This is a genomic window from Stenotrophomonas sp. STEN225, assembly GCF_056756445.1.
In genome coordinates, this window is sequence record NZ_JBRRBV010000003.1 from 76,099 (window position 1) to 91,907 (window position 15,809).

General features: G+C 65.7%; 13 protein-coding genes and 1 pseudogene. 5 read left to right on the forward strand and 9 right to left on the reverse strand.

From position 1 onward, the window contains the following. Positions 1-5 precede the first annotated feature (5 nt). Positions 6-224 (reverse strand): hypothetical protein, encoded by a 219-nt coding sequence (locus ACVOJ1_RS04350; RefSeq protein ID WP_481558696.1) that lies wholly within the window; start codon positions 222-224, stop codon positions 6-8. A gap of 149 nt (positions 225-373) precedes the next feature. Between ACVOJ1_RS04350 and ACVOJ1_RS04355 the strand changes: the two genes are divergently transcribed. Continuing rightward, complete coding sequence (locus ACVOJ1_RS04355) at positions 374-967, forward strand: hypothetical protein (protein ID WP_346480104.1); 594 nt, start codon at positions 374-376, stop codon at positions 965-967. Between the two features lie 34 nt (positions 968-1,001). On the opposite strand, the pseudogene ACVOJ1_RS04360 reads toward ACVOJ1_RS04355, so the two are convergent. The 4 genes and pseudogenes from ACVOJ1_RS04360 to ACVOJ1_RS04375 all read right to left on the reverse strand — a co-directional run. Next, a pseudogene (locus ACVOJ1_RS04360) lies at positions 1,002-1,100 on the reverse strand (transposase); the annotation flags it as partial. Positions 1,101-1,673: 573 nt separating this feature from the next. Next, a complete protein-coding gene (locus ACVOJ1_RS04365; RefSeq protein WP_074902476.1) occupies positions 1,674-2,384 on the reverse strand; it encodes a 2OG-Fe(II) oxygenase in 711 nt (236 codons plus the stop codon). Between the two features lie 107 nt (positions 2,385-2,491). Next, on the reverse strand, positions 2,492-3,508 hold the full coding sequence (locus ACVOJ1_RS04370; protein WP_053516088.1) for a class 1 fructose-bisphosphatase: 1,017 nt from the start codon (positions 3,506-3,508) through the stop codon (positions 2,492-2,494). A gap of 209 nt (positions 3,509-3,717) precedes the next feature. Beyond that, entirely contained in the window at positions 3,718-4,920 is a 1,203-nt protein-coding gene (locus tag ACVOJ1_RS04375; protein WP_346480059.1) for an amino acid aminotransferase, read from the reverse strand. A gap of 171 nt (positions 4,921-5,091) precedes the next feature. Here ACVOJ1_RS04375 and ACVOJ1_RS04380 point away from each other — a divergent pair, with 171 nt between their 5' ends. Then, positions 5,092-7,206 (forward strand): TonB-dependent receptor family protein, encoded by a 2,115-nt coding sequence (locus ACVOJ1_RS04380; protein ID WP_346480060.1) that lies wholly within the window; start codon positions 5,092-5,094, stop codon positions 7,204-7,206. Between the two features lie 25 nt (positions 7,207-7,231). Here the strand turns inward: ACVOJ1_RS04380 and ACVOJ1_RS04385 are convergent, their stop codons facing one another. Next, positions 7,232-7,576 carry a hypothetical protein gene (locus ACVOJ1_RS04385; protein ID WP_065182172.1) on the reverse strand — a complete coding sequence of 115 codons (345 nt, stop codon included), beginning with the start codon at positions 7,574-7,576 and terminating at the stop codon, positions 7,232-7,234. A gap of 145 nt (positions 7,577-7,721) precedes the next feature. Between ACVOJ1_RS04385 and ACVOJ1_RS04390 the strand changes: the two genes are divergently transcribed. The 3 genes from ACVOJ1_RS04390 (at position 7,722) to ligD (ending at position 11,602) form a co-directional block, all read left to right on the forward strand. Further along, the gene (locus tag ACVOJ1_RS04390; RefSeq protein WP_053516083.1) at positions 7,722-8,120 is read left to right on the forward strand and encodes a hypothetical protein; all 399 of its coding nucleotides are present in this window, start codon (positions 7,722-7,724) and stop codon (positions 8,118-8,120) included. A gap of 104 nt (positions 8,121-8,224) precedes the next feature. Next, the gene (gene ku / locus ACVOJ1_RS04395; protein WP_053516081.1) at positions 8,225-9,145 is read left to right on the forward strand and encodes a non-homologous end joining protein Ku; all 921 of its coding nucleotides are present in this window, start codon (positions 8,225-8,227) and stop codon (positions 9,143-9,145) included. Positions 9,146-9,148: 3 nt separating this feature from the next. Next, on the forward strand, positions 9,149-11,602 hold the full coding sequence (gene ligD, locus ACVOJ1_RS04400) for a DNA ligase D (RefSeq protein WP_322523025.1): 2,454 nt from the start codon (positions 9,149-9,151) through the stop codon (positions 11,600-11,602). Between the two features lie 36 nt (positions 11,603-11,638). On the opposite strand, the gene ACVOJ1_RS04405 is transcribed toward ligD, so the two are convergent. From ACVOJ1_RS04405 to ACVOJ1_RS04415, 3 genes are all read right to left on the reverse strand, one after another. Then, the gene (locus ACVOJ1_RS04405) at positions 11,639-14,440 is read right to left on the reverse strand and encodes a TonB-dependent receptor (RefSeq protein ID WP_197600188.1); all 2,802 of its coding nucleotides are present in this window, start codon (positions 14,438-14,440) and stop codon (positions 11,639-11,641) included. A 119-nt stretch (positions 14,441-14,559) separates the two neighbouring features. Then, entirely contained in the window at positions 14,560-14,955 is a 396-nt protein-coding gene (locus tag ACVOJ1_RS04410) for a hypothetical protein (RefSeq protein WP_111187083.1), read from the reverse strand. Between the two features lie 36 nt (positions 14,956-14,991). Beyond that, positions 14,992-15,771 (reverse strand): M48 family metallopeptidase, encoded by a 780-nt coding sequence (locus ACVOJ1_RS04415; RefSeq protein WP_053516073.1) that lies wholly within the window; start codon positions 15,769-15,771, stop codon positions 14,992-14,994. Between the last annotated feature and the right edge of the window lie 38 nt (positions 15,772-15,809).

Below are 15,809 nucleotides of genomic sequence, written 5' to 3' on the forward strand. Positions count from 1 at the left end.
TCGGTTTAACGCAATGCGATATCGATGTTGCATTTGCCTTCGCAAAGACGATGAATCCAGATATCAAGTTTGGAGCCGGTGCGCCAAAGGCCGATATACCGCGCGGCGGTGTTGAGGGGGAGGTACAACTGCGGGGAGGTGACGGATATATTCACCTCAACGAAAGGTACTTGGATGTGCTTGATTGGAGTGGTGTCTATAGTTTGCTTGACACGATAATTCATCAAGGGCTGCACTTCACTCGCCCGATAGGGTTGCAAGAGAAGTCGAACAACTACGATCATCGATATATTAGCCCTGAGGCAACTCGGCGAGCACGTGAGCAAGTCTACGATTTCAACAAGGAGCGGAAGTCGAAGTGCGGGTGTGACCAATGATCTTGCTGGCTAGAATCCCGTTGCTAGTTCTTCTTGTTGCATCCTGCACAACTCAAGGGGGCGTCAGGGCGAGTGAGAGTCATGAGTGCATCATCGTTGATGATGCAGAAATTGTGACGTCATCTCCTGGCGGGTTGAACGAGTTCGAATTGAATTTGTGGGCTGCGAATTCCGGTCACCAGCTCCGATCCGGCTCAAGCTCTGTTCTATCCTTGAGAATCTTCTCCGAAAGGGAAGGCGTTGCTGATTCGCAGTATTTCACAAAAATAACGGGTTACCCGAGTAGTGCCAACGCTCTAGGGACGAAGAAGCTTCGCTTGGAAAATGGACATTTTTCGAGTGGATGGTCTGGATTTGCGTACAAAGCTGACTTCTGGACTTCCGACGAAATTTCCGTTGACATAAATCCATTGCCTGGCCGCGAAGGTGTCGTGGAAGTTACGGGTATGATTGGCGCCGTAAATTCCTATAGACGAGAGAAGAAGGAATTTGATCTTCATTTCACCTGCAAGCTAGCCAAGCGCACGTTGACAGAACTGAGTCCATGGCAAGGCGGCGCTGGTGATATCTGGCGCTTTTTCTATCCGTAGGCAAGGTTGGGTAGCTGATTGGCCGGGTAGGCTCAATGCCCATCTTGCGACACACCTCGCTAACCGCCATGCACAGCTCGACCTGCTTGAGCGCGTACGCAATCTGCTCCTCGGTGAAACGGCACTTCTTCATCGCCTGATTCCTCGTGATCCACGGGGCCCATGCGGGGCGAAGTCTCTACTTTACGGTGGCCCTGTTTTCTGGGGGGGGGGCAAACTTCAACTCAGTCACAGGTCTGACTAAAGGAATCCGGAACATGCTACGAGGAAATGCTAAGTTGTCGGACGCGAACGAAGTCGCAAAAGGGATAAAAGATAACGTAACGGACCCTGCATCGCCCTGCGATTGTGGAAAGTAAAAATTATGAAAACACTTTTCTGGCTTGGCATGGCATTTCTATTGATGCTTCCGGTGAACTTCCTCGTGGTGACTATTGGCAGAATTCTGTCAGGCGAGGCCTGGGGAGAGAAGGACATGGTAGGTCTTGGCATGGCGATATTCGGAGTAGCGGCGGCCGTCATTCTGTATAGACGGCGCTCGCTCGGAAGCTCTCGACGACAAGGCAATCGTTGACGCTGATGTCAGTCGTCCGCTGTGTCGCCTTTTCCTTACGCCGCGTACCGGATGTATTGCTCGACGGCTCTCCAGCAGGCGCTGGCAGGACCACCGACCTGCCAGAACCTATCCGGCGATGTCCGTGATGCCTCACCCACCCCCAAACAACTTCTGCGCACTCTGGAACAGGATCCAGCTCGTCGCGATGAACTTGTCGCCGCCCTGCGGCCGATTGCCGCGATGGGTGTGGGTGAAGGCGGTCGGGGCGATCAGCAGGCTGCCGGTACGCGGTGCGATCTTGCGGCCCTGGAACAGGAACTCGGTTTCGCCTTCGTCGAATCCATCGTTGAGGTACAGCGTCCACAGTACATGCCGGTGCAGCGTTTCGGCCTGCGCATCCTTCGGGTACAGCTCGCAGTGCCAGTACGGGTAACCGCCCTCGCCTGCGGCATACCACTGCAGGTTGATCGCGCCCGGGCGCAGGCAGGTGCGCGCCAGGTCGGCCAGCTGCTGCTCCGGCATGTCGGGGAAGTCCTCGGCCGACAAGCGTCGCGGCTGACCGTCGCTGTCCTGGATCTGCAACATCAACGGTGCGATCAGCGCCTGTGGATAACGGCGTAGATAAGTCAGCAGGCCCTTGAACACGGCCTGCTGCAGCTGTACGTCGACGTCCTGCCAGCCCTCCAGGCCGCTGATGCGCAGGTCCTTGCTGTGCTTGAGTTCCGGGAACACGCCGCTGCCGACGGCACCTGGCATCAGGCCGCGGGTGGCACGCAGGCGCTCGACGATGGCAGCACAGACCTCCGTGGGCACCGCGTTGTGGATGACTTCGATGAAATCGACCGGGCCCTGCTCGTGCATGCGTGCATTCCTTCGGCGGCAAGGGCTTGATGGTGCCGTTTGCCGCCGTCGGTGTCACCCCACGGTCATGTCATCGAACCGCCATGAGCGTGGCCGCGGTGCGCCGCTCAGGCCTGTGCAGCGTCGTGCTGGTGGTGGTAGCGCACCGCCTCGGCCACTTCCTCGCGCGAGCCGAGAAACACCGGCACGCGCTGGTGCAGCTGGTCGGGCTGGATGTCGAGGATGCGCTCGCGGCCGGTCCAGGCGGCACCACCGGCCTGCTCGACCAGCAGGCCCATCGGGTTGGCTTCGTACATCAGGCGCAGCTTGCCGGCCTTGGACGGATCCTTCCGGTCCCACGGATAGATGAAGATGCCACCGCGCGTCAGGATGCGATGCACATCGGCCACCATGCTGGCGATCCAGCGCATGTTGAAGTTCTTGCCACGCGCACCTTCCTTGCCGGCCAGCAGATCGCCGACATAGGCCTGCATCGGTGCTTCCCAGTGGCGCTGGTTGGACATGTTGATGGCGAATTCCTGGGTGGCCGCCGGAATCTGCATGTTCTCGGTGGTCAGCACGAACTCGCCCTTCTCGCGATCCAGGGTGAAGGCATGCGTTCCGTGGCCCACGGTAAGCACCAGCTGGGTGCTCGGCCCGTAGATGCAGTAGCCGGCCGCGATCTGCTTGCTGCCCGGCTGCAGGAACGCGTCATCGCCCGGCAGTTCGACGTTGGTCGGGCAGCGCAGCACCGAGAAGATGGTGCCGACGGAGACGTTGACGTCGATGTTGGAGCTGCCATCGAGGGGATCGAACAGCAGCAGGAAATCGCCACGCGGGTAGATGTCCGGCACCGGCTGGCTGTGGTCCATTTCCTCCGAGGCGCAGGCGGCGAGGTGGCCACCCCAGGCGTTGGCTTCGAGCAGGATCTCGTTGCTGATGACATCCAGCTTCTTCTGCGCCTCGCCCTGCACGTTGCCGGTACCGGCGTCGCCGAGCACGCCGCCGAGGGCGCCCTTGCTGACGGCGATGGAGATGCTGGTGCAGGCGCGGGCGACGACCGCGATCAGCTGACGCAGGTCGGCATTGATGCGGCCGGCGTGCTGTTCCTGGATCAGGAAGCGGGTCAACGAGGTACGGGACATGGGCGGACAGGTCTCGGCAGCGGGAAAACGCCTATTGTCGCCCGTCTGGCCGCTGCGTGCGTGAGCGCGGGAAGGCGTAATCGTTTCCAGATGCGCTGGTAGCGCCTTCCTTTTGTCGAGGCTCGTGGGAAGGGGAGGCGATGCAGGACACGCTGCAAAAACAAAGGCGCCTTCCGGCGCCTTTGTCTTCAAGCCACTGGAGCGTGGGTTCAGCCCTTGGCCACGGTGGCCACGGCCTTGGCGACATACTCCAGGTTGTTCTGGTTCAGCGCAGCCACGCAGATGCGGCCAGTGCCGACGGCGTAGATGCCGAACTCGTCGCGCAGGCGCTCGACCTGCTCACGGCTCAGGCCGGAGTAGGAGAACATGCCCGCCTGCTCGTTGATGAAGCCGAACTGCGGGGCACCGGCGGCCGCCAGCTTCTCGACCAGGCCCTGGCGCAGCGCGTGGATGCGTTCGCGCATCTCGGTCAGCTCCTGCTCCCACATCGCACGCAGTTCCGGGTTGGTCAGCACACCGGCCACCAGCGCTGCACCGTGGGTGGAGGGGCTGGAGTAGATGGTGCGGATCACGCGCTTGACCTGCGACTGCACGGCCTTGGCGTCAGCGGCGGTCGGCGCCACCATCGACAGTGCACCCACGCGCTCGCCGTACAGCGAGAACGACTTGGAGTACGAGTTGGCGACGATGAAGCTGTCGATGCCGGCTTCGGCGATGATGCGCACGGCGGCGCCATCCTGCTCGATGCCCTTGTCGAAGCCCTGGTAGGCCATGTCGATGAAGGGGAACAGCTGGCGGTCCTTCAGCAGCTGTGCGACCTGCGTCCACTGCGTGACCGTGGGGTCGGCACCGGTCGGGTTGTGGCAGCAGGCGTGCAGCAGCACCACGCTGCCCGGCTGCAGCTTCTGCAGGTCGGCCAGCATGCCGTCGAAGTCGACACCGTGGGTCGCGGGATCGAAATAGGTGTAATCCACCACCTCGAAGCCGGCGGCACTGAACACCGCGCGGTGGTTTTCCCAGCTCGGGTTGCTCAGCGCGACGGTGGCGTGCGGCAGCAGCTTCTTGAGCACGTCGGCGCCGACGCGCAGCGCACCGCTGCCACCGACGGTCTGTGCGGTGGTGACGCGGCCTGCGGCCAGCAGCGGCGAATCCTTGCCGAACACCAGCTCACGCGTCGCCTGCGTGTACGCCGGAAGGCCGTCGATCGGCAGGTAGCCGCGCGGTTTGGCTTCGGCGGCGAGCTGCTGCTCGATCTGCTTGACAGCGCGCAGCAGCGGAATGCGGCCACTCTCGTCGTAGTAGATGCCCACACCCAGGTTGACCTTGGTCGGGCGGCTGTCGGCGTTGTATGCCTCGGTCAGGCCCAGGATCGGGTCGCCTGGGACCAGTTCCACGTTTGCAAAGAAGGACACGGCGGTACTCGTTCGGTAGACGGAAAGGGGGAGGAATTGCGCCACGCGGCTTGCGGCATTTCGGCCGAAAACGGCCCATCGTAACAAAGCCTGCCGGGGCTGGCCGCCACCATCGTCATCCGCGGCCCCGTACCATGGCGTGCGTTGCCGACCGATCCATCAAGCTGAATCATGAATCCTCCCGCACGCCGCAATCGCCTGCCCCTGTCTGCCCTGCTGCTGTCGCCGCTGGTCGCGATGGCGGAGCCGTCCACGACCGCCCTGCCCCCGGTGCAGGTGCAGGCCGCCCGTGTGCAGGGGATCGATCCGTTCGGCCTGCCCGCCAGCCAGGATACGGTCTGGATCGATGCTGACCGCGCCGGCACCGGGGCGCAGCTGTCCGAAGCATTGGGCGGGGTGCCGGGCCTGCTGGCCCGCGACCGGCAGAACTTCGCGCAGGACACCCAGCTGTCGATCCGGGGCTTTGGCGCCCGCTCGACGTTCGGCGTACGCGGGGTACGCGTGCTGATCGACGGTGTGCCGGCAACCATGCCCGATGGGCAGGGCCAGCTGTCGCACGCCAGCCTGCTGGGTGCCGAACGCGTGGAGGTGCTGCGTGGACCGTTCTCGGCGCTGTACGGCAATTCCTCCGGTGGCGTGCTGCAGGTGTGGAGCGCGCAGGGCCGGGCGGGCGACCCGTGGCGGCTGCGGCTCAGCGCGGGCGCGGACACGACCCTGAGCGTGGGTGCGCAGCTGCGTGGCGCGGGTCAGGTGCTGGACTACAACATCGCGGCCAACCACTTCCGTACCGATGGCTGGCGCGACCACAGCCGTGCCCGGCGCGAATCGCTCAACGCCCGCGTCGGCGCCGAACTGGCAGGCGGGCGGCTGGAGCTGCTGCTCAACGCGCTGGATGCGCCCGATGCGCAGGATCCGCTGGGTCTGACCCGCGCGCAGGTCGCGGCCGACCCGCGCCAGGCCACCGCCGTCGCTCATCAGTACAACACCCGCAAATCAGTGCGCCAGCAGCAGGCCGGCCTGCGCTGGAGCCGCGAGGCCGGCGCGCAGCGGTGGCAGCTGATGGGCTATGCCGGCCAGCGCTCGGTCACCCAGTATCTGGCGATCCCGCCGACGGCCCAGGCCAACCCGTTGCATGCCGGCGGTGTGATCGACCTGGACAGTGGCTATGGCGGCCTGGACGCGCGCTGGAGCTGGCAGGGCGAGGTGGCCGGCCGACCGCTGGACCTGGTCGCCGGGCTCAGTGCGGATCGCCAGCGCCAGCAGCGCACCGGCTACGAGAACTTCGTCGGCAGCACGCTGGGCGTGCGCGGGCGCCTGCGCCGCGACCAGATCGACATCGTGCAGAACGTGGACCAGTTCGCCCAGGCCTGGTGGCAGTGGAGTCCGCGCTGGTCGCTGCTGGCCGGCGTGCGGCACAGTGCCGTGCGCTTCGAATCGGACGACCGCTACATCACCGACCGCAACCCGGACGACAGCGGCCACCGCCGCTACCGGGCCACCACACCCGTGGCCGGCATCAGCTTTGAAGCCCACCCGCAGTGGCGCCTGCATGCCGCCGTGGGCCGTGGCTTCGAGACACCGACCTTCAATGAACTGGGCTATCGCGCCGACGGCCAGGCCGGGCTGGCGCTGGATCTGGCGGCGGCGCGCAGCCGCACGCTGGAGATCGGCAGCAAATGGCATGCACAGGATGGAATGCAGCTGGATGCAAGCCTGTTCCGCGCAGATACCGACGACGAGCTGGCCGTTGCCAGCAATATCGGTGGCCGCAGCACCTACCGCAACATCGGCCGTACGCGGCGCCAGGGCATCGAACTGCAGTACCGGCAGCCGCTGGCCGAGCAGCTGGAACTGCAGCTGGCCTGGACCTGGCTGCAGGCACAGGTGCGGTCGCCCTATCTGACCTGTGCCGGCAGCGGCTGCCGTGTGCCCGATACCCGCGTGGATGCCGGCAGCCGCCTGCCGGGTGTTCCGCGCCAGCAGGCCTTTGCCCGCCTGGAGTGGACGCCCGCGGACTGGCAGTGGGCGGTGGAGGCCACCGCGAGCAGCGATACCGTGGTGAACGACCTCGCCGACGAACGCGCGCCGGGTTACGCCCTGCTGCATCTGGAAGGGGGCCGCCAGTGGCGGCTGCCCGGAGGTGAGCTGCGGGCCTTCGCCCGGCTGGAGAACGTGCTTGACCAGGCCTACATCGGCTCGGTCATCGTCAACGATGGCAATGGCCGCTACTACGAGCCCGGCCCGGGCCGCCGCGCCAGTGTCGGCCTGCAGTGGTCATGGCGCTGACCTGACCGGCGGCGCCTGCGGGACGTCAGTCGGGCGCCTTGGCCGGCACGAACGGTGACGTCGGGTCGCTGGCCGGGAACGTTTCCTCCAGCGCCTCGTCCTGGTTGTCGCTGGCGTGCTGCTTGCGTTCGCGTCGCTTGAGCGGGCTCTCCTGCCCTCCCCGATGGCGGTCGCCGCCGTCCTTGCGGTCCAGCGCGGCCTGTTCAGCCTCGCGCTTCACCGGCAGATGCTCGCCGGACTGTGCGGCGTCGAAGAAGGGCGCGCCCGTGCCACGGAAGTCGGCATCATCGTTGTCGTGCTTGCCGCGCTGCTCGCCGGGAATTGGCGCACGGTTCTCGCGGAGCGGGTCTCGGGAGGTCTCTCGGCTCATGATCAGGTACCTGCGCATGGGGAGGACCACTACACCTCCACCGAGGTAAAGGCACCGCGAACCCTGCGTCATGAACATCTCTGTCACGGCTGGATAACGCTGCCGCCGGTATTCCTGCCCACCCGACCCGCTGCAGGAGCCGGTCATGCCCCGCCTGGAACGCCCCGCCCCGTCCGTGTTCAACGCCTTGCTCGATCCGCTCGGCCAGCGCACCGCGCAGCGCCGGACGCGTCGCCACGAAGATCCGCAGGCCGTGGCCCAGGATTACCTCCAGTACATGCTCAGCGATTACGAGGAACGCCGTGGTCACGGTCATCGCAACTGGCGTGACCTGTGCCCGGTGTATGCCTTCGCACTGACCACACATGCGGCGGACTGGCCGCGTGGGGATGCGGCCGATACCTGCGAGGAGCTGGCCGAGCATTGGGAACAGATGCGAGGGCAGTCGCGACTGGGCTGGTCCCAGGCGCGGCCGGTGGTGGAAGACGCATGGCGCGCGCTGGATCATATTCCGGCAGCGGCGGTAAGACCCCTGCTGCAGTGACCTGGCCGGGATGCTGCGCGCCGACCCGGCGTGCACGGCATCGACACGGGTGGTTTACACCCGGCACCGGAAGCTGACGGTCCTGCTCAAGCACAGGTGCGCGCATGGCCCGCCCGATCTGGACCGGAACACTCTCCTTCGGCCTCCTCAACGTGCCGGTGTCGCTGATGTCCGGCGAACGCAAGGTCGATCTGCAGTTCCGCATGCTCGATTCGCGCGACCGCAAACCGATCCGCTTCGAACGGGTCAACGCCGATACCGGTGAGGAAGTTCCGTGGAAGGACATCGTCAAGGCCTACGAGTACGACAAGGGTAGTTATGTCGTGCTGGAGGAAGGCGACATCCGTTCGGCGGCGCCCGAAAGCCATGAGACCGTGGAGGTGGAGACCTTCGTGGACGCGGCGCAGATCGATCCGCGCTACTACGAAAAGCCCTATCTGCTGGTGCCGGGCAAGAAGGCCGAGAAGGGCTATGTACTGCTGCGCGAGACGCTGCGCAGCACCGGCAAGGTCGGCATTGCACGGGTGGTCGTGCGTACCCGCGAGTATCTTTGCGCGGTGATGCCGCACGAGCACGCCCTGGTGCTGATGATCCTCCGCTATCCGCAGGAGCTTGTCGATCCGGAGGACCTCAAGCTGCCCACCGGCACCCTGTCCGAGTACCGCATCACCGGCAAGGAAACGGCGATGGCCGAGCAGCTGATCGAGTCGATGGCTGGCGACTGGGATCCGTCGCAGTATCACGACGAGTTCCGCGAGCGCCTGCAGCAGGTGCTCAACAAACGGATCAAGGCCAAGGGGGGCACCACCCGGGTGGACGAAGAGCCTGCACCGCGCGAGGACGCCACCACCAACGTGGTCGATTTCATGGCCCTGTTGCAGAAGAGCCTGGATGCGAACAAGCGAACCCCCGCGAGCAAGACGACCGCGCGCAAGGCGCCGGCGAAGAAGGCGGCCGGCAAGACAGGCAGGAAGACCGCGAAGAAGGCAGCGAAGAAGGCCGCGCCACGGCGCAAGGCAGGGTGATCCATGTCGCTGCATCAGTACCGGCGCAAGCGTCGGCTCGGCGGCGGCAACGGGCAGACGCCGGAACCGGACGACCAGCCGGCGCCGGGTGATCCGAAGCGGCGGCCGATCTTCGTCATCCAGCTGCACCACGCCAGTTCGCGCCATTTCGATTTCCGCCTCGAAATGGACGGCGTGCTCAAGAGCTGGGCGGTGCCCAAAGGGCCATCGCTGCGCGTTGGCGAGAAGCGGCTGGCGGTGGAAGTGGAAGATCATCCCCTGTCCTATGCCGGCTTCCAGGGCGATATTCCCGAGGGCCACTACGGTGCTGGTCACGTGGAGGTCTTCGACCACGGCACCTGGGCATGCGCGGGTGATCCACTGCAGGCGCTGGCAGCGGGCAAGATCGATTTCGTCCTGCATGGCCAGCGGCTGGCCGGGGGATGGAAACTGGTGCGGACCGCGATGAAGGGACGCCAGGTGCAGTGGCTGCTGATCAAGCGCGAAGACAGCGAGGCCCGCGACGCAGAGGCCGACGACCTGCTGCACGCGCCATTGCGTGAACACCCCGGGAGCGCGAAGAAGATGACGGACAGGAAGACACGCAAGGCGGAGTCGCGCTGGCACGCGCGCGCGCTGAAACTGCAGGGCGCCCGCGACCGCCCGTATCCGCGTGCATTCAAACCACAACTGACCGACCACCGCGATGCCGCGCCCGATGGCGATCGCTGGCTGCACGAGATCAAGTGGGATGGCTATCGCCTGCTGGCCGATCTGCACGGCGGTGAAGTGAAGCTCCGCTCGCGCAACGGGCTGGACTGGACCGGGGACTTCCCTGAAGTCGTGCAGGCCGTGCAGGCGCTGCCGGTTGATGACGCGCGCCTGGACGGTGAACTGGTAGTGCTCGACGAGAAGGGGCGCAGCGATTTCGCCGCCCTGCAGCGGGTCATCGATGGCAGCTCGAAGGCGCCGCTACGCTACCTTCTCTTCGACCTGCCCGGCGTGGCGGGAGTGGACATCAGCGCGGCACCGCTGCTTGAGCGTAAGACGCTGCTCAAGGCGTTGATCGGCGACACGCCCGGAACGCTGGCGTTCAGCGATCACGTGCTCGGCCATGGGCCGCAGGTCTTCGCCGCCAGTGGTAAGGCCGGGTATGAGGGCATCGTCAGCAAGCAGGTGGACGCGCCCTACGTCAACGTGCGTGCGCGCAGCTGGGTGAAGGTCAAGCATGAGGACACCGATGAGTTCCTGATCGTCGGCCATACCGCGCCGAAGGGCTCGCGCGTGGGGTTCGGATCGCTGCTGCTGGCAACTCCCGACAAGGACGGCCTGCGCTACGTGGGTCGCGTCGGCACCGGCTTCGACGATGACAGCCTGCGCGCGCTGGCGCGGACGCTGAAGCCGTTGGCGGTGGAGGACGCTGCGGTGGCGCTGCCCGCGCACGTCCCGTTCCGCGCCGCCAGCGTGCACTGGGTGAAGCCAGTGAGGGTGGCGGAAGTGGCCTTCCGTGGCTGGGGCAAGGAGGGGCTGCTGCGACAGGCCAGCTTCAAGCGGCTGCGCAGCGACAAGAGCGGCGAGGATCTGGCGATGCCTGCAAAGACCACAAGCAGCGACGACGCGGTTGCCATCAGTCACCCTGAGCGTGTGGTCTTCGCGAAGAAGAAGATCCGCAAGGGCGACGTGGCCGACTACTACCGGCAGATGGCTCGCTGGATCCTGCCCGGGATCGTGGGCAGGCCCCTTTCGCTGCTGCGCTGCCCTGATGGCGCGGGCAAGGCCTGCTTCTTCCAGAAGCATCACGGCCCGGGCCTGGGCGACGCCGTGCATGCGGTCCCCCTGCAGCAGAAGAGCGGTCGCGAGGACTACGTCTACATCGACGATGTACGCGGCCTGCTGCAGCTGGTGCAGATGAACACGCTCGAGCTGCATCCCTGGGGCGCCACGGTCGCCGATCCCGAACATCCAGACCGGCTGGTATTCGATCTGGACCCCGGTGAGGGCGTCGGCTGGAACGAGGTCAAGGCCGGCGCGCGCGACGTGCGCGACCGGTTGCAGGAGATCGGCCTGCGCAGTTTCGTGCGGCTGTCCGGCGGCAAGGGCGTGCATGTGGTGGTCCCCCTGCAGCCCGCCGCCGACTGGGAACAGGCCAAGGCATTCTGCGAGGCCTTCGCGCAGGCGATGGCACAGCAGGCGCCCGAACGCTATGTGGCAACGATGAGCAAGGCCAAGCGCGGCGGTGTGATCTTCATCGATTGGTTGCGCAATACGCGTGGCGCGACCAGCGTCTGCTCCTGGTCGCTGCGCGCCCGCGAAAGTGCGGGCGTGGCGGTGCCGCTGCGCTGGGAAGAGCTTGCGCGGATCAAGGCGGCCGACGCCTTCCCGCTCGACAAGGCGCTGGCACGGGCCAAGCGCCTGAAGGCCGATCCGTGGCAGGGCATCGATGCGGTGAAGCAGACCCTGCCGTCGCTCGATCTGTAGGGCCGGGGTATTGGCCACGGCCCTGCAGCGGCGGGCTCAGAAGTCCGCGCGGATGCCGAAGGTGATGCGACGGCCGGAGAACTCGTACTGGGTCGGGAAGGCCTTGTCGATGGTGTAGCCGGTGGTCTTCTCGTCGAGCAGATTGATCGCCTCCAGGTTCAGCTTCCAGGTGTCGGTGAGGCGGAACCCGATAGAGGCATCGAGCTGGCCATAGGCATCGCGGTAAACCGGATACATGTTCAGATGGATGTACTCGACGTACTTGTCCTTGTAGTTGTACGAGGCGCGCGCGCTGAAGCGATCGTTCTCGTAGTACAGGGTGACGTTGTACGCCTTCTCGGCCAGGCCTTCCGGCGGCGTCGGGATATCCAGGTCGGATGCACCGGTCAGCGAATTGTCGAGCTGGGTGTAGTTGGCATTGATGCCCCAGCCTTCCAGCGCCGGGTGCAGCATCGACAGCGGCAGCTGCGCGACCAGCTCCACGCCGGTGACCTTGTACGAGCCATCGGCGTTGACCGGCTGGTAGACCTCGAAGTCGTAGTAGCCGTCCAGCGAACCGTTGGCGTTGAGTTTCTCCACGTTCGGCACGATGCCGGTCAACGACTGCCGCACTACGCCGTCGATCTTCTTGGAGAAGTACGACGCGGCCAGCAGGCCACCGTTCTGCAGGTACTTTTCCAGGCCCACTTCCCACTGCCTGGCGGTGGTCGGCTTCAGTGCCGGGTTGCCGTCCGTGAAGCGGAAGCTGCTCCAGCTGACGGTGCGGCGGTAGGCAATGTCGGTCAGCGACGGACGCATCAGCGTTTCCGAGGCAGCACCGCGCAGCACCAGGCCGTCGGCGATCTCGGCGGTCATGTTGAAGCTGGGCAGGATCCTGCTGTAGTCGCCGCTGCTGGAGATCGGTGTGGCGGTGAAGCCGTTGCTGCCATCCGGGTTCTGCACCGGATGGAAGCCTGACGAATCGACGTCGGTGTCGATCGAACGCACGCCGAGGTTGGCGTACACCGGTACCTGTCCGATATCGAAGTAGAGATCGGCCATGGCATACAGGGCCAGGGTCTTCTCCTTCACCTCGTAGTACTGGCCCGGATCGATCGGGGTTTCATAGCCCGGGTAGCGGAACGTAGCGCGCGCATAGGCGTTGGAAACCTGCTGCCAGTCCAGGTCGCTCGGGCGATACGCACCACCCGGTGCCAGCTGGCTGATCCACACCGGGTTGCTGTCGGCCAGCGTGCGCGTATTGACCCACGCGGCGCTGCCGGCGGCCGGGCCCTGGATCTTGCCGCTGCCGAACGCGCGTTCCTTGGTCTTGTCGGTGTAGCGCGCGCCGAACTGCACGCCGCTCAGTGCCGGGAAGAAGGCCAGGTTCATCTGCCGCCTCAGGTCGAGCTGCGCGGCGTACTTGTCATCCTTCACCTTCTCCAGCTCGGTTTCGTACGCTTCGAACAGGTACTTGTCCGCGGCGTTGTACATGTCGAAACCGCCGGTTGTGCTCGGCACGGTCTCGCCGCCGTTGCGGGTCCAGCGCGTGCGCGACGGCGCGTAGGCCACGTGCTTGAGGTTGGCGTAGTCCGAGTCCTTGCGCGCGCCGGAGTAGCCGACCAGCGCGTCGATGTCCCAGTTGCCCACCTTCCAGTCCAGCGTGCTGCTGAACTGACGGTAGTCGGTATCGGCGTTGCGTTCCTTGCTCAGGATTTCGTGCTGGGTGGCGGTGTAGGACACGTCCTTCAGCACGGTGATGCCGTAGGCCGACAGCGTGTCACGGTCGTAGTCGTGGATGGTGTCCAGCGTGCTGCGGCTGGAGGCCGAGTACGCTGCGGCATCGTACTCGTCCTCGTGTGTGTCGTAGCCGCCGAGCATGGCGTCGAAGCTGAGCGAGAACGTGTCGCTGGGCTTGAACTGCAGCGAGGCGGTGGCGCCCCACTGGTCCTGCTCGTTGAGGTAGACGCGGTCGCCGACCTTGTCCTGGAAGACAATCCGGCTGGTTTCATCCTTGTCCATCCGGTTGCTGACGACGATGCCGGCATCGCGCGCCAGCACCGCGGCGGCCTGCGAACCGCGCGTACCCGACGCCTCCAGGAAGCGGCCCATGGGACGGAAGTTGATGCCTGAGTTGGAGTCGGTGCGGTTGGTGCGCTTGGCCTTGGAGAACGACACCAGGCCGCCCCAGTTGCCCCAGGTGTCACTGGCGAGGAAGGAGATCTTCGGATCGATCTTGCCGTTGATCGAGTTGTGCGAAGCTTCGGCCGACGCACTGAACTTCGGCTCGGGGAAGTCGAATGGCTTGGCCGTTTCGATGTAGACCGAGCCGGCGATGCCGCCTTCCTCATCGGCGGCGGTCGGCGACTTCTGCACGGTCACCGTCTGCACCACGTCCGAGGCGAAGATGTCGAACTGCACGTCGCGTCCGCCACTGCCGGACGCCGTCGCCAGGTTGTTGATCGAGACCAGGGTGAACTCGCTGGGCAGGCCGCGCACGCTGACCCTGCTGCCCAGGCCCTTGTTGCGTTCGATGGTGACGCCCGGCATGCGCTGCAGCGCTTCGGCGAGATTCTGCTCGGGAAAATCGGCCACGTCGGTGGCGACGATCGAGTCGGAGAAGCCGATGTTGGCGCGCTTCAGGTCGACGGCGCGCTCCAGGCTCCGTGCATAGCTGCCGGTCACGGTGACCGTGTCCAGCTGCTGCAGCTGTTGGCGGGTATCGCCTTCGATCGCCTCCTCGGCCATCGCTTCGACGGGCAGCACGGCCAGGCCGCCGATCAGCACCGCATGCACGGCGCGGGACAACAGCTTCGCTTGGGAGGCCGCGGCGGCGGCCTCCCGGGTCTGGTAACGCATCGGATGATTCCCCGGTTCCCTGTGGTGTCTTACGCCGCGCCTGTTCCCGGGTTCCGTGGGTACAGGCCCCTGCGCCGCGTTGCCGACGTTCGGCGGGCACCGAGCCTAGGGGGAGATTGTTAAGCCCGTGTTGCGATGCGTGAGGGCCGGCGTCCGAACCCCCATCCCAGCAGCAGCTGCACCGGCAGTGATACCAGCAGGCCGATGACGAACCAGCGTGGGAAATCCGCGCCGAGCGTCCACAGGCCGTAGCCTGCGCCCAGCACCAGCAGCGACCAGATCGAGGTGCCGTGCGCACGCGGCCAGCAGGGCGCGTAGTAGGTGGCGAAGGCGATCGCGGCGATGCCGCCGAGCACGGTGAACGCCAGGTCCCAGCCCAGCTGCGCTTCGCTGCCGGGATGCAGGCCGAGCAGCGCAGGCAGCCAGCCACCGGCACTGGTGACCAGGGCAAGCGCGAGCAGCGCGCCAACCAGGGCGACGATGGAAAGAAAGACAGTCTTGAGCATGCCGGGCATGGCCGCATTGTACGGCCGGACCGGCAGGGTGATGGCTTACAGCAGCTGCCTCAGCATCGCCTTCAGGCGTCGCCCTTCCTGCTGGAAGTAGTCGCGCTGCTCACGCCAGGCCGGGAACCGTTGCTCGACCTCCTGCCAGAACGCCGGCGAGTGGTTGGGCTGGATGAGGTGGCAGAGCTCATGCACCAGCACATACTCGAATGCCTGCGGACGCCCCAGGACCAGCGCAAGATCCAGGGCCATGCTGCCATCGGGAGCCAGCGAACCCCACTGCGAGGACATCACCTTCAAGCGCAGGCGGCTGGGTGCCCGTGGCAGGCCGGGCAGGTAGCGCGGCAGCCAGCGGCCCACGTCGGCGCGGGTCTGCGCCTCGAAGAACTCGCGCAGCAGACGGCGCAGGGTCGCGTCACCGGCACGGGTCGGCCACTGCAGGCAGGCGCCGTGCTCGTCGATGTCCAGGCGTGCGTAGCGGCCTTCCTGCCAGCGCAGCGGCAGCAGCTCCCCGCGCAGGGGCAGCACCCCGTCCACGCCGGGCTGCAGCGGTGCGGGCAGGCCCTGGCCCTGGTACTGGCGCAGCTGCAGTGCCAACCAGTCGCGATGCTGCTCCAGGAAACGTTCGCCCATCACCAGGCTGGCGCGCGGCGGCAGGGTCAGGCGCGCGCCGCGTTCGTCGACGCTGAGCTTGATGCGGCGCGCGCGCGGATCGCGTACGCGCAGCACGTCTATCTCGGCATCCTCCAGGCGCAGGCGAACGGTATCGCGCTGCACGGTGGCGGGCGGTGTGGGCGAGATCAGGCGGCGCAGCAGGCGGCTCATGCAGCCAGCATAGCGCTGCTTCGGGCCGCTGGATGACC